19 protein-coding genes are annotated in these 20,980 nt (G+C 31.1%); 16 read left to right on the forward strand and 3 right to left on the reverse strand.

Going from position 1 to position 20,980, the window contains the following annotated elements; genetic code table 11:
* Positions 1-33 precede the first annotated feature (33 nt).
* Genes D6T69_RS12765 through D6T69_RS12775 form a run of 3 tightly spaced genes read left to right on the forward strand, consistent with a single transcriptional unit; the run spans position 34 to position 2,337 of the window.
* Positions 34-450, forward strand: coding sequence for a PaaI family thioesterase (locus D6T69_RS12765; protein ID WP_125068087.1), 417 nt, complete (start codon positions 34-36; stop codon positions 448-450).
* 1 nt (position 451) lies between these two features.
* The gene (locus D6T69_RS12770; protein WP_125068088.1) at positions 452-1,303 is read left to right on the forward strand and encodes an alpha/beta fold hydrolase; all 852 of its coding nucleotides are present in this window, start codon (positions 452-454) and stop codon (positions 1,301-1,303) included.
* Positions 1,300-2,337, forward strand: coding sequence for a chorismate-binding protein (locus D6T69_RS12775; protein WP_125068089.1), 1,038 nt, complete (start codon positions 1,300-1,302; stop codon positions 2,335-2,337). Before D6T69_RS12770 ends, D6T69_RS12775 begins: the two co-directional genes overlap by 4 nt.
* Before the next feature lie 380 nt (positions 2,338-2,717).
* On the opposite strand, the gene D6T69_RS12780 is transcribed toward D6T69_RS12775, so the two are convergent.
* Positions 2,718-3,080 (reverse strand): PUR family DNA/RNA-binding protein, encoded by a 363-nt coding sequence (locus D6T69_RS12780; protein ID WP_125068090.1) that lies wholly within the window; start codon positions 3,078-3,080, stop codon positions 2,718-2,720.
* A gap of 82 nt (positions 3,081-3,162) precedes the next feature.
* Positions 3,163-4,917, reverse strand: a complete 1,755-nt coding sequence (locus tag D6T69_RS12785) for an ABC transporter ATP-binding protein (protein ID WP_125068091.1) — start codon at positions 4,915-4,917, stop codon at positions 3,163-3,165.
* 155 nt (positions 4,918-5,072) lie between these two features.
* Here D6T69_RS12785 and D6T69_RS12790 point away from each other — a divergent pair, with 155 nt between their 5' ends.
* The 13 genes from D6T69_RS12790 (at position 5,073) to D6T69_RS12850 (ending at position 19,440) form a co-directional block, all read left to right on the forward strand.
* Positions 5,073-6,173, forward strand: a complete 1,101-nt coding sequence (locus D6T69_RS12790) for a Glu/Leu/Phe/Val family dehydrogenase (RefSeq protein ID WP_125068093.1) — start codon at positions 5,073-5,075, stop codon at positions 6,171-6,173.
* 77 nt (positions 6,174-6,250) lie between these two features.
* Positions 6,251-7,189 carry a transcription antitermination factor NusB gene (nusB, locus tag D6T69_RS12795; protein ID WP_125068094.1) on the forward strand — a complete coding sequence of 313 codons (939 nt, stop codon included), beginning with the start codon at positions 6,251-6,253 and terminating at the stop codon, positions 7,187-7,189.
* Between the two features lie 39 nt (positions 7,190-7,228).
* On the forward strand, positions 7,229-7,696 hold the full coding sequence (locus tag D6T69_RS12800) for a DUF1573 domain-containing protein (RefSeq protein WP_125068095.1): 468 nt from the start codon (positions 7,229-7,231) through the stop codon (positions 7,694-7,696).
* On the forward strand, positions 7,696-8,016 hold the full coding sequence (gene yajC / locus D6T69_RS12805) for a preprotein translocase subunit YajC (RefSeq protein WP_125068097.1): 321 nt from the start codon (positions 7,696-7,698) through the stop codon (positions 8,014-8,016). The genes D6T69_RS12800 and yajC overlap by 1 nt, the downstream gene beginning before the upstream one ends.
* A gap of 80 nt (positions 8,017-8,096) precedes the next feature.
* Entirely contained in the window at positions 8,097-9,026 is a 930-nt protein-coding gene (locus D6T69_RS12810) for a YbbR-like domain-containing protein (RefSeq protein WP_125068099.1), read from the forward strand.
* Position 9,027: 1 nt separating this feature from the next.
* Positions 9,028-9,618: a dephospho-CoA kinase gene (coaE, locus tag D6T69_RS12815; RefSeq protein ID WP_125068100.1), complete on the forward strand. Its 591-nt coding sequence runs from the start codon at positions 9,028-9,030 to the stop codon at positions 9,616-9,618.
* A 109-nt stretch (positions 9,619-9,727) separates the two neighbouring features.
* Positions 9,728-11,293, forward strand: coding sequence for a sensor histidine kinase (locus D6T69_RS12820; RefSeq protein WP_125068102.1), 1,566 nt, complete (start codon positions 9,728-9,730; stop codon positions 11,291-11,293).
* 11 nt (positions 11,294-11,304) lie between these two features.
* On the forward strand, positions 11,305-12,003 hold the full coding sequence (locus tag D6T69_RS12825) for a response regulator transcription factor (protein ID WP_125068104.1): 699 nt from the start codon (positions 11,305-11,307) through the stop codon (positions 12,001-12,003).
* A gap of 127 nt (positions 12,004-12,130) precedes the next feature.
* Entirely contained in the window at positions 12,131-13,027 is an 897-nt protein-coding gene (locus tag D6T69_RS12830; protein WP_125068106.1) for an ABC transporter ATP-binding protein, read from the forward strand.
* Positions 13,028-13,036: 9 nt separating this feature from the next.
* On the forward strand, positions 13,037-13,885 hold the full coding sequence (locus D6T69_RS12835; protein ID WP_125068108.1) for an ABC transporter permease: 849 nt from the start codon (positions 13,037-13,039) through the stop codon (positions 13,883-13,885).
* 50 nt (positions 13,886-13,935) lie between these two features.
* On the forward strand, positions 13,936-16,785 hold the full coding sequence (locus D6T69_RS12840; protein WP_125068110.1) for a T9SS type B sorting domain-containing protein: 2,850 nt from the start codon (positions 13,936-13,938) through the stop codon (positions 16,783-16,785).
* Positions 16,786-16,850: 65 nt separating this feature from the next.
* On the forward strand, positions 16,851-18,839 hold the full coding sequence (gene uvrB, locus D6T69_RS12845) for an excinuclease ABC subunit UvrB (RefSeq protein ID WP_125068112.1): 1,989 nt from the start codon (positions 16,851-16,853) through the stop codon (positions 18,837-18,839).
* A 100-nt stretch (positions 18,840-18,939) separates the two neighbouring features.
* Positions 18,940-19,440 carry a hypothetical protein gene (locus D6T69_RS12850; RefSeq protein ID WP_125068114.1) on the forward strand — a complete coding sequence of 167 codons (501 nt, stop codon included), beginning with the start codon at positions 18,940-18,942 and terminating at the stop codon, positions 19,438-19,440.
* 197 nt (positions 19,441-19,637) lie between these two features.
* On the opposite strand, the gene sucC is transcribed toward D6T69_RS12850, so the two are convergent.
* Positions 19,638-20,834 carry an ADP-forming succinate--CoA ligase subunit beta gene (gene sucC / locus D6T69_RS12855; RefSeq protein WP_125068116.1) on the reverse strand — a complete coding sequence of 399 codons (1,197 nt, stop codon included), beginning with the start codon at positions 20,832-20,834 and terminating at the stop codon, positions 19,638-19,640.
* Positions 20,835-20,980 lie beyond the last annotated feature (146 nt).

The raw sequence follows: 20,980 nt of genomic DNA on the forward strand, positions 1-20,980 counted from the left end.
ATACGTATTTTTGGGTGATAATTTTTAGTTACCATGAATAAGCAAGCATCTCTTACAGTCTTAAACAGTTACAACAAAAACACCTTGATGGAAACTTTAGAAATAGAGTTTGTTGATGTAGGAGATGATTTTATTACTGCTAAAATGCCCGTGACACCTAAAGTACATCAACCCTATGGAATTTTACATGGTGGTGCTACTGCTGCTTTGGCAGAATCGGTTGGTAGTTGTGCTTCCGCTTTTTTTTTAAGAGACTCTAATAAAATTGTTAAAGGGATTGAACTGAGCATCAATCATGTAAAAAGTAAGCGAGAAGGACATGTTTTTGCTACCGCTAAAGCGATTCATAAAGGTAGAACTACACATTTATGGGAAGTGAGAATTGTTGATGAGGATGATAACTTGATTTCACTTTGTAAGATTACCAATATTGTTTTAAACAAACAATAGCATGAAGTTGCTAAAAAAAATCTTAAAAATCGTTGGAATTGCTCTCTTTGTGCTTTTCCTTGTTTTATATTATTTATTCTGGAATTTTTCTGCTCCTAAATCTGATGTAAAAGTGCTTAAAAAATTTTCAGGCAGTTCTGTTACTCCTGTCCTCACTTATGAAAACTTTAAAGGTTTTAAGTACAGAAAACTTTCAATCATAAAAGATACTACCTTACCTACACTGGTTTTTGTTCACGGAACGATAGGTTCTTCTACTGATTTTGTAAAATATATGAAGGATAGCGCATTGCTTAATAAAGCTAATATGATTTCATACGACAGAATTGGTTACAATTATCAAGACAAAAATCTGGTTCAAGAAAGTATTGCTTTTGAGCGTGACATGTTAAAAAATATTTTACATGATATTACCCCCCATAAAACAATTCTTGTAGGTTATTCTTATGGAGGACCTATTACCTTAGCTATACAAGAAAAAGTTAGAAAAGTAATTTTGCTGGCTCCTGCTGTGTACAGTAAAGTAGAACCCATGCCATGGTCCTTAAATTTATATAAATGGAAAGTTACTCGATGGTTGGTTCCTCCAATATGGCAAGAAGCGAGCAAAGAAAAGTTATCTCATAAACAAGATTTACAACTATTTGAAAACAATTGGGAATCTACTCCTAACAACATAGTAAGTATCCATGGAACTAATGATTGGATTGTACCTATTGAAAACTCTTTATTTTTGAAAGAACAATTTCCTAAAAATCAGTTTGAGTTAATTAGCATTCCTGATGCTGGTCATGGATTTATTTGGAGTAAATTTGACACGATTAAAGAACATTTTATACAACAATTAGATTGAGTATTTTTTTAAACATAAAAGAAGCCTTCAACAAAGAATTACCTTTTGTTACTTGCAGAAAACCTAACAGTTCTATAATTAAAGGGTGGTTCCAACAAAACAACGACTTAATTACCTCTGAAAATTATAATGAGAGTGGATTTATTTTTGCTCCGTTTGACAGCAGAGAAAAAGCTATTTTAATTCCTAGAAATCAATCTACTTATATTGAAGAAGAAACTACTGTTGGAGATACTCAAACTAACAATAATGATCATGCTCCTGATGCAGCTTCCGAAGAGAGCCACATTCAACTAGTTGAAAAAGGAATAGCCGCTATTAAAAATCAGCAGTTTAAAAAAGTAGTTCTTTCTAGAAAAGAAAAAATTGAGTTATCAGATTTCAGCCTTATTGATACTTTTCAAAAACTTCTAAATAACTACCCTACAGCTTTTGTATATGTTTGGTATCATCCTAAAATTGGGTTATGGTTAGGAGCTACCCCAGAAACTTTAGTTAGTATTAAAGATAAAAGTTTCACTACTATGGCTTTGGCGGGAACACAAGTTTACAATGGCACAACGAATGTTACTTGGCAGCCAAAAGAATTAGAAGAACAACAATTTGTAACTGACTACATCACTGATAGGTTATCTGATATTTCCTTAAACATTACAACATCTGGTGTTGAAACTATAAAAGCGGGTAAATTACTCCATTTAAGAACCATTCTTAATGGAAAGTTAAAAACAAATACTGCTTCTTTAATCAAAAGCCTACATCCTACCCCTGCCGTTTGTGGAATGCCTTTAGAGGCTTCAAAACAATTTATTTTAAACAATGAGAACTACCATAGAAGCTTTTATACAGGTTTTTTAGGAGAATTGAATACAGACAATAAGGAAAGTCATTTATTTGTTAATCTTCGTTGTATGGAAGTTTCTAACAATACTGTATATATTTATGTTGGAGGTGGAATTACAAATGACAGTAATGCTATAAAAGAATGGCAAGAAACAGTAGCAAAAACTACTACTATGAAAAAAGTTTTATAGGAAAACCACCTACTCTACAAAATACTTTACCCCAAAATAAATATAACTTACTGAAATTCAGTTTTTTTTTATTATATTTAGATAAACTCAAAACTCGCTTTCCTATGAAACAAAAATTACTTAGGATTAACCAGCGTGAAGATAAACTTAACAGTAGAGTAGGTAGAACTTTAACTTATAAGCAGCTGGTTGAATTCGCATCAAAACTACCAAACAAAATAAAATCGCTTGTATAAAATAAAAACCACCAATTGCTGTGCAACAATTGGCAGTTTTCTAAGTGTAAATTGAATTTGAATTGATTTTTTTCTGCACAATCCAATCTCTAAACACAAATTGTACAATTTGTGTTTAGAGTTATGCAAAACAGTTTCTTCTGCTTAAATATCATCAAAGGAAACGTCAGTAAAGCTTTCTGTTGAAGTTGCTTCAGTTGCTACGTTCTCTTCCTTTTTATAGTCTTTTTGATGACGTTCACTGATTACCTCAGATCCTTTTTCGTTAACTATGAAGTCTGTTGCTTTATTCAACATTTCTTTAAAGTCACTAAAATCTTCTTTGTATAGGTAAATTTTATGTTTTTGATAATGGAAAGAACCATCATCATGAGTAAACTTCTTACTCTCTGTCACTGTTAAATAATAATCATCTGCCTTTGTAGATCTAACATCAAAAAAATATGTTCTTCTTCCTGCTCTTAAAACCTGTGAAAAGATTTCTTCTTGTTCTACTCTCTCGCTCATAATTCGCTACTTAAAATAATAGTTGTTTACTTAAATTTTCTCAACAAATCTAACAAAATATTTGACTTGACAATACGAAATGCTATATTTCTTTTTCTAAAAGCTGTTGCTCATACAACTCTTTGTAATAACCTTCTTGTTTTACTAATTGATTATGAACACCTTGCTGAATTATCCTTCCTTCATTTAGTACAATTATTTTATCTGCATTTTTTGCTGACGACACTCTATGGCTTATTATTATCGTTGTTTTATCACTAGAAACACGTTCTAAATTTGATAAAATTCTTTCTTCAGTCTCAGTATCAACAGCTGAAAGGCAATCGTCAAAAATTAAAATTTTAGGATCTTTTATAATGGCTCTTGCTATAGAAGTTCTTTGCTTTTGTCCTCCAGAAAGCGTAACACCACGTTCTCCTAAAATAGTTTTATAGCCTTGTTTAAAGTCAATAATATTATCATGTATAACCGCATTTTTGGCTGCTTCAATAATCTCTTCTTCTGTAGCATCTTCTTTTCCAAATTTTATATTGTTTTCAATGGTATCTGAAAACAAAAACGGTTCTTGCGGCACAAAACCAATTTGGTTTCTTATGTCATATAAATTGCAAGCTTTAATATCTTTTCCATCCATTAATACAGTCCCTCCTGTAGTATCATACAAACGTGAAACTAAGTTAATTATAGATGATTTACCACTTCCTGTTTTTCCTAATATTGCTAGTGTTTCTCCTTTTTCTACCCTAAAACTTACATCTTTTAACGCTGTGATATTTGTATCTTCATAGGTTAAAGAAACATGATTAAACTCAATATCTCCTTCGATGGCGGTTTCTTCTTCATTTGCATTTTCAATTTCAGGAACTTGTTCTAAAAATTCATTAATTCTTTCTTGAGAAGCTTCAGCCTGTTGCACCATTGAAGTTACCCAACCAACTACAGCCACTGGCCATGTTAAAATATTTACATACATAACAAAAGCACCAATGGCTCCTACTTGAATTTCTTCATTAATATATAATGTACCACCAACATACAAAACAATGATGTTACTAATTCCTATTAATAAAATCATTAATGGAAAAAATAATGCCTGTACCTTATATAAGTTAATATTTTTGTCTTTACTAGCATCTGCCAGCGTATCAAAATTCTTAATCACAGCACTTTCTATTGCGTATGATTTTACCACATTAATTCCAGAGAAAAACTCTTGATTAAACGTTGTTAATTTTGAGAGATATTGCTGAACTACTGTACTTCGTTTATTAATTTGCTTGCTTAAAACAAACACTGATACTGATAAAACAGGGAAAGGTATCATTGTATACAAAGTAAGTTTTGGTGATATTGCATACATTTGAGTAAACCCAACAGCGAAGGAAACCAGCATGTTTAATGAGTACATAATGGCTGGTCCAAAATACATGCGAACTTTAGACACATCTTCACTAATGCGGTTCATTAAATCACCCGTTCTATTTTGCTTGTAAAAATTAAGTGATAGCCGTTGATATTGCTGATAAATTTCATTTTTTAAATCAAACTCTATTAATCGAGACATTACAATTATAGTTTGACGCATTAAAAATGTAAAAAAACCACCTAACAATGTTACCCCAACTATAAGTAAGATATTTGTAAAAAGAATACTTTTTACCTCTGATAATTCCGTTATTTTACCCAACTGATAATCTTCCACTACATTTAGTGAATCTCCTACAAAATTTGGAATTTTAAGTGTTAGTATTTTTGATAATATTGTAATTAAAATTCCTAATAACAACCTCCATTTGTATTTAACAAAGTACTTATTTAAGTATTGTAATGCTTTCAATTCTATCTTATTATAAAAATTAAACTTTATAAGGGGTTCTTGTTAAAGATACCTTAATTGAGACCTCTTTTTTTGCTTATGTTTTAACGATTTCTTATTTTTGCCCTCGAATTTTTGAGATTGTCCAAATCATCTCAAATTAAAAAACAAAACAAATGACATCAGAAATCATTGATACTAAAGATCTTAAGAATGACCCAGTGTTTGGTCAGTTATCTTTTGACAATCACGAGCAAATCGTTTTTTGCAACGACGAAGATACAGGTTTAAAAGCAATTATCGGTATCCATAACACAACTTTAGGACCTGCTTTAGGAGGTACTAGAATGTGGCAATATAAAAGTGAATGGGAAGCTTTAAATGATGTATTACGTTTGTCTCGTGGTATGACATACAAGTCTGCTATTACTGGATTAAACCTTGGTGGTGGTAAAGCAGTTATTATTGGTGATGCTAAAACTCAAAAGAACGACGCTTTAATGCGTAAATTTGGTGAGTTTGTTAATTCTTTAAGCGGAAAATATATTACTGCTGAAGATGTTGGAATGGAAACTCGTGATATGGATATTATCCGTGAAGTTACTCCACACGTAACAGGTGTTTCTGAAAGTATTGGAGGTTCTGGAAACCCTTCTCCTGTAACTGCTTATGGTGTTTACATGGGAATGAAAGCTGCTGCTAAATACAAGTTTGGAACTGAGAACTTAGACGGTAAAAAAGTATTAGTTCAAGGTGTTGGTCATGTTGGAGAAACTTTAGTGAAGCATATTACTGACGAAGGAGCACAAGTTATTTTAAACGATATTAATGAAGCTCGTTTAGAAGAGTTAAGTAAAAAATATGGTGCTAACGTAGTGTTAGGAAATGATATTTTTGGATTAGATGTTGATATTTACGCTCCGTGTGCTTTAGGTGCTACTATTAATGATGAAAGTATCGCTCAATTAAAAGCTAAGGTAATTGCTGGTGCTGCAAACAACCAATTAGCTAACGAGTTAAAACATGGTACAATGTTAAAGGATAAAGGAATTGCTTATGCTCCTGACTTCTTAATTAACGCTGGTGGAATTATTAATGTATATGCTGAAGTTGTTGGTTATGATAAAGCTGAGAGCTTAAAAAGAACTGAAAACATTTACAATACTACATTAGAGATTTTCAATTTATCTGAAAAAGAGAATATCACTACACATCAAGCTGCTTTCAATATTGCACAAACAAGAATTGATGCTCGCAAAAAAGAGCAAAATAGCTAGATAAAAAATAAAAAAGTTTTACTTTTGCAGAGCGTTAGAAATAGTTTCTATCGCTCTTTTTTTTAAAGTTCTTTAGAATGATTAACAGAAGACATATTCGTGTTAAAGTAATGCAGTCGGTTTATGCGATGCAACAATCGCATAGCGATGATTTAGTTAAGGAAGAAAAATTCTTAAAACACAGCATTCAAAAAATGTACGATTTGTACGTTTTAAACCTTCAATTATTAGTTGAAGTACAAAAATTAGCTCGTAAGAGAATAGAGCTTTCTAAAAAGAAAATACTAGCTACAAAAGAAGAACTCAACCCAAATACAAAATTTATAGACAATAAACTTTTAAACTCACTTAATGAAAGTGTAAGTTTAGAAGGGTATGTTGAGCTTAACAAGCTAAATTATTGGGATCTTGATGATGAGTATGTAAAAATCTTATTAGATGAATTACAGAAAAGTGACATCTACAAAAAGTACATGGACACTGTTGAAGATTCTTACAATGTAGATAAAGCCTTTGTCATTGACTTTTTTAGAGATATAGTAGCTCCTAATGAAAAGTTAGCTGATTATTTTGAGGACAAAATGATTTCTTGGGTTGATGATATTCCTTTTGTAAATACTTGGATTCTTAAATCTTTAAACAAACAAAAAGCAAATAAGCCCTTTATATTAGGTAGTTTGTATAAAGACAATGATGATAAGGTTTTTGTTTCTGATTTGTTTACAAAAACAATGTTACATCAACACAAATACGAAGAAGATATTAAAGAGAAAACTCCTAACTGGGAAGCTGATAGGATTGCTGATATTGATATGATTATTATTAAAATGGCTATTACAGAATTTTTACACTTCCCTTCAATTCCAAGTAGAGTTACCATTAATGAATATATTGAGTTAGCAAAAGATTATTCAACAAACAAAAGTGGTTACTTTATTAATGGAGTTTTAGATAAATTAGCCAAAGACTATCTAAGTTCAAACAAGATGGTTAAAATAGGTAGAGGTTTATTATAATAAATTAGTATTTTTACAACAAACTAAAAATATTTTAAAATGAAGAAAATAGCAGTAATGGTAGCATTTGTTGTTTCTGCAGGAATGTTAGTTTCGTGCGGGCAAGGGAATGCTTCATCAAAAGTTAAAAAAGAAAATGTTGAAAACGCAGAAAAAAGGGATAGCTCTATTGGTTTAGGTGCTCCTGTTATTTCTTTTGACAAAGAAGAGTTTGACTTTGGTACTGTTAACGAAGGCGAAGTTGTTAAAACTACCTTCGTAGTAACCAATACTGGTAAGAGTGATTTAATCATTACAAATGCACAAGCGTCATGTGGATGTACTGTTCCTGAATGGCCAAAAGAAGCTATTGCCCCTGGTAAAACAGGAGACATTAAAGTTAGCTTTAATACTAACGGGAGAGTTAATAAGCAATCTAAGTCTATTACTTTAACCACCAATACTGAAAAAGGTAGAGAGGTTATTAAGATTTCTGGAATGGTAACCCCTAAAAAGAAGAACTCATAATGTTTACAACCATTTTTTTACAAGCTAGCTCACAAGAAAGTTTAATGAACATGCTTCCTTTTGTGGCAATGATTGCCGTTTTTTACTTTTTAATTATTCGTCCACAAATGAGACGCCAAAAAAAGGAAAAACAATTTCAAACAGAAATTAAAAAAGGAGCCAAAGTAGTTACAACTAGTGGTATTCATGGTAAAATTGCAGAAATTAACGATACTGATAACACTGTTACTATTGAAACAGGTGCAGGTAAGATCAAGTTTGAACGTTCTGCCATTTCTATGGAAATGAGTAAAAAATACACTACTGAAACTAAAAAATAATAGTATTCAATTTTATAAAAAAGTGAGCTCATGGGCTCACTTTTTTGTTTTTTATGTAGATTGCATCAATAAACTATTTCTTGAAAACAAAATTTAACATACCTAAGACTTTTTTTGGTTTTTTAACAGCTTCCATATTTTTTTGGTTGCTTATCAACCTATCAAAAGAATATGATACAACTATAGTATATGATGTTGAATATACACAACTACCACAACAAAAAACACTAATAGAAACCCCTATTAAAACCCTATCTTTAAAACTAAAAAGTAGTGGTTATAACTTGTTAGTAACCAGCATAACACATAAACCTATTAAATTAGACCTTAATAAGGTTTCTAAAAAGACTGGTACTAGTTATTACTTTTTATCTAAAGACCTCACTTCAGAAATTCAAGAACAACTAAAATCTAGTATTGAATTACTTAAAATTGAAGAAGATACTATTCCTTTAAAAATTGGTACACTTAGCTCCAAAAAAGTTCCTTTAAAACCTAGCCTTAACTTATCTTTTCAACTAGGTTATGATCTTTCAAAACCAGTAACTATTACTCCTGATAGCGTTTTAATTTCTGGTGATGAAGCCCATATTGTTAAAACCGATTTTTTAAATTTAGAGAACATTACCTTAGAAAACTTATCAAAAAGCACAAACATCTCTACTCCTATTATTTTTCCAGAAAATACTCAGCTGAAATCAAGTCATTCTAAAGCTGAAATTAGTATTGAAGTTGATAAGTTTACAGAAGGAGAAATAGAAGTACCAGTATTTGTTAAAAATGCTCCTAAGGGAATTAATGTTTTCCCTAAAAAAGTTAAGATTATATACAAAGTAGGATTACAAAACTTCAATGAAGTAACTCCTGATTTATTTAAGGTAGAATGTGATTACTTGCAATCTAAAAATAAAGAAGTTAATTACCTTACACCACAAATTAAAGGTCTTCCTGACATGGTAACCTTGGTAAGAGTAGTTCCTAATAAGATTGATTTTTTAATATACGAATAAAATGGTAATAGGTTTAACAGGAGGAATTGGTAGTGGAAAATCTACAGTAGTTAATATGTTTTCAGAATTTGAAAATATTGCCATTTACATTGCTGATGATGAAGCCAAAAAGTTAATGAATACATCGGCTAAAATAAAAACGCAATTAATTACTGAATTTGGTAAAGAAGTTTACATCAATAATGAGCTGAACAGACCTTATTTAGCTTCAATCGTTTTTAATAATAAAGAAAAACTAGCTAACCTTAACGCTATTGTACATCCAGTTGTTAATACACATTTACAAAACTTTATAAAAGAAAACAGCAACAAAGACTATATCCTATATGAGAACGCAATTCTTTTTGAAAATGGAAGCGATTCTTTTTGCGATAAAATTATTACAGTTACCGCCCCTGAAAATGTAAGGATTAACCGAGTTATAAAAAGAGATAATTCAACAATTGAAGATGTAAAAAATAGAATAAAAAATCAATGGAGCGAAACTAAAAAAACACTTCAATCAAACTACTTAATTGAAAATCTTACACTTACAAATTCAAAAGAACAAGTCTTAAAAATCCACAATTCTTTAACAAAAAAGAGAAGTTAATTTACGCTTTGTTAATCTTTTCTGTTAAAATTATCTTAATTTTATAGTAACTTTGTTAATCTAAGTTAAAAGATTATACGCCTAAATTTTATTAATTTATTTTTGAATAATGGGTAAGAAAATTTTTATTCTCATTGTTGTTTTAATGAGTATTTCTTTAATTGGAATCATCTCTGTTCAAGTATATTGGATTAACGATGCTATTAAAAATAAAAAGGAACAATTTAAAAACAATGTAAAAATTGCTTTAGCTCGTACCTCTGAAAATATAAAAGAGAGAGAGTATCTAGAGTTTCAGCAAAATTATAAAGACTATTTTGAAAACGATAAGCTTAGAACTGAAGCTGAAATAACAACTTTTCTTTTTCAGCAGGTTGATACGGTAAGTAACAAAAAGTTTTCTTTTGGTAGTACTATTTTAGAAGAGAGTATTAAAATGCCCAATGAGTTTGTTGATAATGATTCAATCATTATAAAACGTTACTCTGGAAAAGAAGACATTTATTTTTCACAAATAATAAAATCTGAAAGTAAAGATTTTAAGCCTTTTTTAGATGAAAGTCGCCATTCTTCTTTCAGAATATATAGCACATGGAATGATGAAGTAATGGAACATGCTTTTAGACGAAGCAAAGCCGTGTTTCCTATAAATCAAAGAATAAGTAATAAAGAATTAAGCAATACTCTTAAGGATGAATTTGCTAAGATGAATATTACACAAGATTTTAAATATGTTGTTTATGAAGATGGATTAGCAACACAGTTAAAATCTGGATATTTTAACATACAACCAGAAGATATAAACTACCCGTTGTTGGAAGACGAAAATGGAAATAGTAAATATAAGTTATATGTTAAATTTCCTAACGAGAAAAAGAACCTGTTATCAGGTATGATGAAAGTACTGATACTTTCTTTATTTTTTATAGGAATTATCATTGCGGCTTTTTCAACATCGTTATATCAGCTTATTCGCCAAAAAAAGATCTCTGAAATAAAAACAGACTTCATTAATAATATGACTCATGAGTTTAAAACGCCTATTGCTACTATTAATCTGGCCTTAGATGCAATTAAAAACCCAAGAATCATATCTGATGAAGACAAGGTTAAGCGATATGTTCAAATGATTCGTGACGAAAACAAGCGTATGCACGGGCAGGTAGAAAATGTATTACGAATTTCAAGACTAGAAAAGAACCAAATTGAAATTAGTAAGGATGCCGTGGATATGCACGACATAATTGAGGAGGCTATTGAACATATTCAACTCTTAACCGATGATAAAAAAGGAAGTGTTACAACTCATTTTGAAGCTATTTCAACAGAAGTTCTTGGAAATCAGTTTCACCTAACAAATGTTGTTGTTAACATGCTAGAAAACGCATTAAAATACTCAGAAAATGCACCTAAAATAGATGTATTTACTGAAAACACAAATAAATACTTTATCTTTAAGATTAAAGATGAAGGTATAGGAATGAGTAGAAATGCTCAAAAGTATGTGTTCGACAAATTTTATAGAGAACATAAAGGGAATATACACAATGTAAAAGGTCATGGGTTAGGCTTAGCTTATGTAAAAGAAATTATAGACAGTCACCAAGGTACCGTTTATGTTGAAAGTGAAAAAGGTAAAGGAAGTACATTTACAGTTAAATTACCATTAATATAAAATATTAAGAAATGGGGAGTAAAAAAATATTATTAGTAGAAGACGATCCTAATTTTGGAACAGTTCTGAAGGATTATTTAGCATTAAATGATTATAATGTTACACATGCTAAAGATGGAATAGATGGTTTAATTATGTTTAAAAATGCAGAATACGACTTGTGTATTTTAGATGTAATGATGCCTCGTAAAGATGGTTTTTCTTTAGCTGAAGACATTCGTGCAACTAACAAAGAAATTCCTATCATTTTCTTAACTGCTAAAACACTAAAAGAAGATGTTTTAAAAGGATACCAAGTAGGAGCTGATGACTACTTAAACAAACCTTTTGATTCAGAAGTTTTACTACATAAAATCAAGGCTATTTTACAACGTAAAGAAACTGAAAAGACAAATGACAGTGACGAGTTTGAATTTAAAATTGGGGCTTTTGATTTTAACTCAAAACTACGTCATTTAACCTATAAAGGAGGAGAAGCACAAAAATTATCACCAAAAGAAAGTAAACTTTTACGAATGTTAGCTATTCATAAAAACGACTTAATGCCTCGTGAACTAGCTTTAACTAAAATATGGAGAGATGACAATTATTTTACTTCTCGAAGTATGGATGTTTACATAGCAAAACTTCGTAAATATTTAAAGAGTGATGAAAATGTTGAAATCTTAAACATTCATGGTGAAGGGTTTAGATTAATAGATAATAAATAAAAACGCACATACATCTTAACAACAGTAAAAGACTTCTTGAATTCAAGAAGTCTTTTCTTTTTTATACATTGTAACAATAATTTACATCAATCGTCAAATACATATAATCAACAAAAACCAAAATAGCTTGGAAACAATTTTATCTATTCGAAACCTCGATAAAAAATACGGAAAAGTTCATGCCGTAAATAATCTTTCTTTCGATATTCAAAAAGGCACTGTTTATGGAATTTTAGGCCCTAACGGAAGTGGTAAATCTACTACTTTAGGTATTATTTTAAATGTAGTAAACAAAACCTCAGGGAGTTTTAGCTGGTTCAATGGAAACTTATCTACGCATGAAGCATTAAAAAAAGTAGGAGCTATCATTGAACGTCCTAATTTTTACCCATACATGAGCGCCGTTCAAAACTTGCAGTTAATTTGCAAAATTAAAGGAGTTTCGTACGATAAAATTGAAGAAAAACTCAAGATTGTTAATCTTTTTGAACGTAGAAATAGTAAGTTTAAAACTTACTCTTTAGGAATGAAACAGCGTTTAGCTATCGCTTCTGCCCTATTAAATGATCCAGAAATTTTAATTTTAGATGAGCCTACAAATGGACTAGATCCTCAAGGAATACATGAAATTCGTCAAATAATTAAAGAAATTGCTAAAAATGGAACTACAATTTTACTAGCCTCTCACCTACTCGACGAGGTTGAAAAAGTATGTTCTCATGTAGTAGTAATAAGAAACGGAGTAAAGTTATACAGTGGTAGAGTTGATGAGATGACTGCTTCCAATGGATTTTTTGAACTTCAAGCAGATAATCAAGAAATACTTACTCAACTTTTAGAAAATCATCCAGCAATAGGAAACATCAAAGAAGAAAATGGAATTTTAATAGCTAGTCTTGACTCCGAACTTTCTGCTTCAGAAATTAATACATTTTTATTTGATAAAGGAATTTCTCTTTCTCACTTAGTGAAACGTAAACCTAGTTTAGAGCAACAATTCTTAGACCTTACCAACAACCAATAAACTTACACCATGCTACGACTTTTAAATATAGAAATTCATAAATTAAAATATAACAGAGCTAGTAAAGTTCTTTCAATTATTTACTTCGCATTATTAACCTCTATTGCTTTAATTGCAGCAATAAAATTTGATATTGGCCCCATTAAATTTCATTTAGCTGAACAAGGAATTTTTAATTTTCCATATATCTGGCACTTTAACACATATATGGCTGCAATATTTAAATTCTTTTTACTGCTAGTTATTGTTTCTATGATGGCAAACGAGTATAGTTATAAAACTTTAAAACAAAACTTAATAGACGGTTTAAGTAAAAAAGAATTTATTTTATCAAAATTTTATACCGTTATAGCTTTTGCTTTTATTTCAACCATCTTTGTTTTTATTGTCTCTTTAATTCTTGGAGCTATATATTCTGACTTTAATGAAATAGCTATCATATTTTCAGACTTAGATTATTTATTCGCTTTCTTCATAAAGTTATTAGGTTTTTTCTCCTTCGGATTGTTTTTAGGTGTCCTAATTAAACGATCAGCCTTTGCTGTAGCTGCTATGATTGTTTGGCTAATTGTTGAAAGTTTAATTAAAGGATATTTATACTGGACTTATAGAAATGTAAAAACGGGGGTTGATGAAGCTGTAAACTCAATCATGCAATTTTTCCCGCTAGAGTCTATGGCTAATTTAATTAAAGAACCATTTACAAGATTAGGTGCGGTAAAATCAGTAGCCAATCAAATAGGAGAAAATTTCACTAAAGACTATTCTGTTAGCCTTTTCAATATAGCTATTGTATTAATTTGGACCGCTATTTTTATTTACTCATCATATGCTTTGTTAAAAAAACGAGATTTATAGAGGGTTTTATGTAGTTTAGTTGTTTTATTTATATAATTAAATTCATTTTGATGAAAAAACAATTACTTCTAGCTTTTTTTATTATTGTCTCTATATCACTTTATAGCCAAAAAGAAGCAAATGTTTGGTACTTTGGAAATAATGCAGGACTCGATTTTAACTCAGGAAGTCCGGTAGCTTTAAATGATGGATTATTGAGAACTGATGAAGGTTGTTCATCTATTTCTGACGAAAATGGGAACCTATTATTTTATTCAGATGGTATTAATGTTTGGACTAAAAACCATGAGTTAATGCGTTACTCTAACGGTAGTTTAGCTAACAACCTACAAGGTAACCCATCAAGTTCACAATCTGGTCTAATTGTTCCAAACCCAGAAGATAAAAACCTTTACTATATTTTTACAGTAGGTACAGATTTTATTGGTAATCTTCCTTACCCTGACAATCCAGGATTTAAATATTATACTATTGACATTTCTAAAGGAAATGGAGGTGAGGTTGTTTCTGGACCTGTTAACCTTTCAAATGGACGAGATAGAGAATGGTCTGAAAAAGTTACAGCCGTTCAAGGAAAAGACTGTAAAGAAATATGGATTTTATCTATCGTACAAGATACTTTTTACGCCTATAAAATTGATAAAAACGGAGTGGACTCAACAACTCCTATAATTTCATCTTCATCTTACTATTTAAGAGATAAAAGAGGATATTTAAAAGCATCACCAGATGGGAGTAAAGTAGCACTTGCTGACTTTACAAATGACGGAAGTGGAAGATTAGTTTTATACGATTTTGATAACGCAACAGGTAAAGTAGCTTCTAACGGGTTAATTCTTACAAGTGGCCCAACTGATGGTTCTCCTTATGGTGTTGAGTTCTCTCAAGAATCTACAAAACTATACTCTTCTTTATATCATGAAAACAGTAACTCTTTCAGAGTTTTTCAATATAATTTATTAGATGCTAACATCGCACAAACTAAAACTCAAATCCATCAAGAGCAAGGTTATAGAGGTGCTTTACAATTAGCTCCAAACGGAAAGATATATGCTTCCATTCCAGATAGAGCCTATTTGGGAGCTATAGAGAATCCAGAAGATAATGCTACTGATATTCAATTTACTTCAAACGCTGTAAACTTAGGTGGCGCCATGTCTTCACAAGGATTACCTCCTTTTATTCAGTCATTTTTTGCACCTGTAAAATTAGTCAACCTAGCTAATAATGAGGTTTTAAACAATAGCAACCAAGTTTTTTGTATTGGAGAAAGTTATCAAATTCAACCAGAAAAAAACAACCCTAACGATACCTATACATGGTTTAAAGATGGAAAAGAAATAGCCAAGACAAGAATATTAACTGTTGATAACACTAATTTTGGAAGTGGTTTATATGAAATAAAAATAGAATCTAATTCTTACTGTAAAAAAACATTCACTGGTAAAGTCCAAATAACATTTGAACCAAAACCTACAATTAATCCAATTCAACCTTATATACAATGTGATTTCGACAGTAATCCTATTGATGGTTTTACAACTTTTAACCTAGAAGTATTAGAAAATGCTTTAGTAAATAACCTTACTGAAGTTACAATTGATTTTTTTGAAACATCTGATACTAGTTTTTCATCACCAATTAACAAAAATAATTACACTAATTTAACAGCAATAAACCACTCTATAACTGTAAAAGTCACAAATAACACTACCCGATGTTATCAAACTGACATTATTAATTTACAAGTAAACCCAACAGGATTAACTTCTTATAGCAATGAATACATCCATGAATTAGATCAAAATGCATCTAATCCTGATGCTAAATTTAGCATTGGTACTAATAACGGTTTTCTTGACTTCTCTTTGAAGACACAACAAATAATTAATAATTCAGGAGGGTCCCTATCAGAAAATACTCACGATTTTCAATACTACAGAACAGCAGAAGATGCTTCCTTACAAATAAATCAAATTATCCCCCCATACGAAGATGACTTATTTACCAACAATTCTGATGTATATATTAGAATTTCAAATAAAGGAGCTACATCTTGTGAAGCTGTTGGTAATTTTAAAATTTTTGTAGAAAAAATCCCTATCCCTAAAGGTAATTTAAATAACATTATCCTATGTGTTGATAACCCAAGGCTAACCCCTCAACCTCACACGACCCTTTTGAATGCTGATACAGGAAATACTACTGACACTTACAAGTGGTATTTAAATGGAAAATTACTCTCTGGAGAAACATCGGCTATTTACAACGCTAATACTACTGGTCAATATAAAGTTGAAGCCTATAGAACTCATCCAAACATCACTTCCCCTTTTATGGGTTATAATACATTTTTTGTTAAAGAATCCAATCAAGCGTTAATTGTAAACATTAAATCAGTAGACGATCAAGATAATCCAGATAGTAATAAAATTGAAATTACTGTTGATGGATTAGGAGATTATGAATATGCTTTAAATAGTACTAATCTCAGTGATTTTAGTAAGGGAAATGAGAACCTTACATACACTTTTACTGACATCCCTCCTGGGCTAAATTCTATTTCAATTAGAGATCGTAACGGATGTGGAATTACTACATCTAATCAAATTTCAACTATCTATTTTCAACGTCATTTCACCCCAAATAATGACGGACACTTTGACACATGGAAAGTTTTGGGTGTCGATAATGATTATTATGATGTTGTTAAAGTTCAAATTTTTAATCGCTTTGGAAAATTAATTAATGAAATTACTGATAAAAATAGTCAAGGTTGGGATGGTATATACAATGGCACTATTCTTCCTTCAAATGATTATTGGTACAATGCTGAATTGATAGACTCTAATGGAAAAGTTAGAAAAAAGACAGGACATTTTTCATTAATTAGAAAGTAAGTTTATAATCAAACAGATAATAAATACGGATAGTTTAATTGAAAAGCTATCCGTATTTTTGTTGAATGAACTTCGAATTAAACTCAGAATTTAAACCAACAGGGGATCAACCTCAAGCGATTAAACAATTAGCTAATGGAATTTTAGCTGATGAAAAGTATCAAACACTTTTAGGTGTTACTGGTTCTGGAAAAACATTTTCTGTGGCTAATGTTGTTGCTGAAGTACAACGACCAACACTTGTTTTGGCCCATAACAAAACTTTGGCAGCACAGTTATATTCAGAGTTCAAACAGTTCTTTCCAAACAACGCTGTGGAGTATTTCGTTTCGTACTATGATTACTATCAACCCGAAGCCTATATTCCTGTTACTGGAACTTATATTGAGAAAGACTTATCCATAAATGATGAAATAGAACGCTTACGAATTAGCACCTCCTCTTCCCTACTTTCCGGTCGACGAGATGTATTAGTAGTCGCTTCTGTATCTTGTTTGTATGGTATTGGTAATCCTACAGAATTCAAAAAGAATGTTATCACTATTGAAGTAGACCAACAAATTTCTCGTACCAAATTCTTACATCGCTTAGTAACCAGTTTGTACGCGCGTACCGAAGTTGAAATAAAAAGCGGAACATTTAAAGTAAAGGGTGATGTCGTTACCATTTATCCTTCGTATGGAGACAATGGATATAAAATCCACTTTTTTGGAGATGAAATAGAAGAAATTGAAACCTTCGATATTGAAACCAATCAGACAATTACGCGATTAGAAAAACTAAATATTTATCCTGCTAACCTATTTGTAACCTCTCCTGATATATTACAAAATGCCATTCATCAAATTCAAGATGATATGGTAAAACAGGTAGATTATTTTAAGGAAATTGGGAAACATTTAGAAGCAAAACGTTTACAAGAACGTACTGAGTTCGACTTAGAAATGATTCGTGAATTAGGCTATTGTTCAGGTATTGAAAACTACTCTCGTTATTTAGACGGCCGTGAAGCGGGTACACGACCTTTCTGTTTATTAGATTACTTTCCTGATGATTACTTAATGGTGATTGATGAAAGTCATGTAACTGTACCGCAAGTTCATGCCATGTATGGTGGAGATAGAAGTCGAAAAGAAAACTTGGTGGAATACGGGTTCCGTTTACCTGCTGCCATGGATAATAGGCCTTTAAAATTTGAAGAGTTTGAAGCCCTACAAAACCAAGTGATTTATGTTTCAGCAACTCCTGCTGATTACGAATTACAAAAAACCGAAGGACTGTTTGTAGAGCAAGTAATTAGACCTACTGGACTGTTAGATCCTGAAATTGAAGTTCGACCAAGTTTAAATCAAATTGATGATTTAATTGAGGAAATTCAAATTCGTGTAGAAAAAGACGAACGCTCTTTGGTAACCACACTAACTAAACGAATGGCTGAAGAATTAGCTAAATATTTAACACGTATTCAAGTACGTTGTCGTTATATTCATTCTGATGTAGACACCTTAGAACGTGTTGAAATTATGCAAGATTTACGCAAAGGTTTGTTTGATGTACTCATTGGAGTAAACTTACTTCGTGAAGGATTAGACCTTCCAGAAGTATCATTGGTTGCTATTTTAGATGCTGATAAGGAAGGTTTTTTACGTTCACACCGTTCGCTAACACAAACTGTAGGACGTGCAGCTCGTAACGTAAATGGTAAAGCAATTATGTATGCGGATAAAATTACGAATAGTATGCAACTCACCATTGACGAGACCAATCGTAGACGTGAAAAACAAATTAATTACAACACAGCACATGGAATTACACCAAAGCAAATCAACAAAAGGATAGACAATACTTTATCTAAAAACACGATTACTTCGTATCATTACGATAATGCCACGCAAAAAGCTGCAGAACAAGAGTTGGAATACCTACCTAAACAAGAAATAGAAAAACGTATTCGCAACAAACGTAAACAAATGGAAGAAGCTGCCAAAGCACTAGACTTTTTAGTAGCTGCCCAGCTACGTGATGAGATTGAAGTTTTAAAAGAGAATTTGTAAATAAGTTTGGTTTGATTCTTAATTTTTAATAATTCACCCACGCTATCGGACGATATCAATTATTGAAACAAAGGATATCTTAAATATTGTATACGATTAGATGAAAATAATTGACCTATATAGAATTGAAAGCAAATCTTTTAAATCTGAATTGAAAAAACCAGAGTTAAAGGCTAAATTCATTAGCGAATTTAATCTTAATCGAAAAAGGGATTTAAAATCTATCTTTCAAAAAGAATATTCTGACTATAAAGGAATAATGACGAATCACAAGTTTAAAATAGAACAAAATAATACCCCTTCATCTATAAAAAATGGAATCTATTTCTTTTTTACACAAATTACAGGTGAAATATTAGACAATGAAAATGAAAGAATTATAAAAATAAATGCTGAATTGAGTGAAAGTATTATTGCATTTATTTTAGGTTCAAGTCCAATTTACTTGCTGATTCTCATATTTGGGGATTTGTGGGTTGGAATTAGTTGCTTTGTTTTTTTGACATTTATTTACCTATACGGAATAAAAAACGTAAAATCTGATTTCAAGATTTTTGAAAGACATTTAAAAGAAAAAATAACTATGTATAATACCTTATAAATATAATGCTTCGTTTAGTACAAAACCAAAGTTAATTCGTTCTTGTTCAATACTTTGATTTTCCTGTGAAAAATCTTCGGATACAAAAACTACATTATTCTTATACAAACAGATGGCGAAACAATAAAAACACCAACAAAAAACCTCACTTTTCAGTGAGGTTTTTTAATATATTACTAAGAATTAATTAAAAAGTTTTAAGCGCTTAAAACTTCTTGTACTTTATCAGCTGCTTCTTGGAACTCAGTTGCTGAGATAATTTCCATTCCGCTGTTATCGATTAATTCTTTTGCTTCTTTAGCATTTGTTCCTTGTAAACGAGCTATAATAGGCACATTAATTTTGTCTCCCATGTTTTTGTAAGCATCAACAATACCTTGTGCCACACGGTCACAACGAACGATACCTCCAAAAATGTTTACTAAGATAGCTTTTACGTTAGGGTCTTTTAAAATGATTCCGAAAGCAGTTTCAACACGTTGTGCATCAGCTGTACCACCAACATCTAAGAAGTTGGCTGGCTCACCACCTGCTTGCTTAATTAAATCCATAGTTCCCATTGCTAAACCAGCTCCGTTTACCATACATCCAACGTTACCATCTAAATCTACATAGTTTAATCCTGCAGCATTTGCTTCAACTTCAATTGGGTTCTCTTCACGTAAATCACGCATTTCTGCATAATCTTTGTGACGGTATAAAGCATTATCATCTAAAGTAACCTTAGCATCAACAGCCATGATTTTATCATCAGATGTTTTTAATACTGGGTTAATTTCAAATAAAGATGAATCAGACTTTACGTATGCTGTGTATAATGCAGTTACGAATTTTACCATTTCTTTTAAAGCAACACCGCTTAACCCTAAGTTAAACGCAATTTTACGAGCTTGGAAAGGTAATAATCCTGTTGCTGGATCAATCTCTTCTGTAAAAATTAAGTGTGGAGTTTCTTCTGCCACAGTTTCGATATCCATACCTCCTTCAGTAGAGTACATAATCATGTTTCTACCTGTAGCACGATTTAATAAAACTGACATATAAAATTCATCTGGCTCACTATCACCAGGATAATATACATCCTCAGCAATTAACACTTGGTTAACTAACTTACCTTCTACTGAAGTTTGAGGAGTTACTAACATCATTCCTAAAATGTCATCAGCAATACTTTTTACCTCATCTAAGTTTTTAGCTAACTTAACACCACCACCTTTTCCACGACCACCTGCGTGTACTTGAGCCTTAATTACGTGCCAACCAGTACCTGTTTCTTCTGTTAATTTTTTAGCTGCTTCAACAGCATCTTCTGGAGTATTTGCAACAATTCCACGTTGAATACGAACGCCAAAACTGTTTAATATTTCTTTACCTTGATATTCGTGTAAGTTCATTAGATATGAATTTTTAAAGTCGAACAAAAATACAAATTCAATTCATAATACCTTATAAATTGTACTTTAATTTATAATTAAAATCAATTTTATTTAATTTCTATTTTTACATTTTTTTTAACATTTAAACGTGTAACATTCTTTTT

Origin of the sequence: Tenacibaculum singaporense (genome assembly GCF_003867015.1) — a bacterium.
Classification (GTDB): Bacteria; Bacteroidota; Bacteroidia; order Flavobacteriales; family Flavobacteriaceae; genus Polaribacter; species Polaribacter singaporensis.

Bases quoted from the DNA above. Each gene is read 5' to 3' on its own strand.
- D6T69_RS12835 (WP_125068108.1), top strand. From the start codon at position 13,037: ATGCTACGACTTTTAAATATAGAAATTCATAAATTAAAATATAACAGA.
- D6T69_RS12825 (WP_125068104.1), top strand. From the start codon at position 11,305: ATGGGGAGTAAAAAAATATTATTAGTAGAAGACGATCCTAATTTTGGA.
- uvrB (WP_125068112.1), top strand. From the start codon at position 16,851: ATGAACTTCGAATTAAACTCAGAATTTAAACCAACAGGGGATCAACCT.
- D6T69_RS12820 (WP_125068102.1), top strand. From the start codon at position 9,728: ATGGGTAAGAAAATTTTTATTCTCATTGTTGTTTTAATGAGTATTTCT.
- D6T69_RS12840 (WP_125068110.1), top strand. From the start codon at position 13,936: ATGAAAAAACAATTACTTCTAGCTTTTTTTATTATTGTCTCTATATCA.
- coaE (WP_125068100.1), top strand. From the start codon at position 9,028: ATGGTAATAGGTTTAACAGGAGGAATTGGTAGTGGAAAATCTACAGTA.
- sucC (WP_125068116.1), bottom strand. From the start codon at position 20,834: ATGAACTTACACGAATATCAAGGTAAAGAAATATTAAACAGTTTTGGC.
- D6T69_RS12770 (WP_125068088.1), top strand. From the start codon at position 452: ATGAAGTTGCTAAAAAAAATCTTAAAAATCGTTGGAATTGCTCTCTTT.
- D6T69_RS12790 (WP_125068093.1), top strand. From the start codon at position 5,073: ATGACATCAGAAATCATTGATACTAAAGATCTTAAGAATGACCCAGTG.
- D6T69_RS12800 (WP_125068095.1), top strand. From the start codon at position 7,229: ATGAAGAAAATAGCAGTAATGGTAGCATTTGTTGTTTCTGCAGGAATG.
- D6T69_RS12765 (WP_125068087.1), top strand. From the start codon at position 34: ATGAATAAGCAAGCATCTCTTACAGTCTTAAACAGTTACAACAAAAAC.
- nusB (WP_125068094.1), top strand. From the start codon at position 6,251: ATGATTAACAGAAGACATATTCGTGTTAAAGTAATGCAGTCGGTTTAT.
- yajC (WP_125068097.1), top strand. From the start codon at position 7,696: ATGTTTACAACCATTTTTTTACAAGCTAGCTCACAAGAAAGTTTAATG.
- D6T69_RS12850 (WP_125068114.1), top strand. From the start codon at position 18,940: ATGAAAATAATTGACCTATATAGAATTGAAAGCAAATCTTTTAAATCT.
- D6T69_RS12780 (WP_125068090.1), bottom strand. From the start codon at position 3,080: ATGAGCGAGAGAGTAGAACAAGAAGAAATCTTTTCACAGGTTTTAAGA.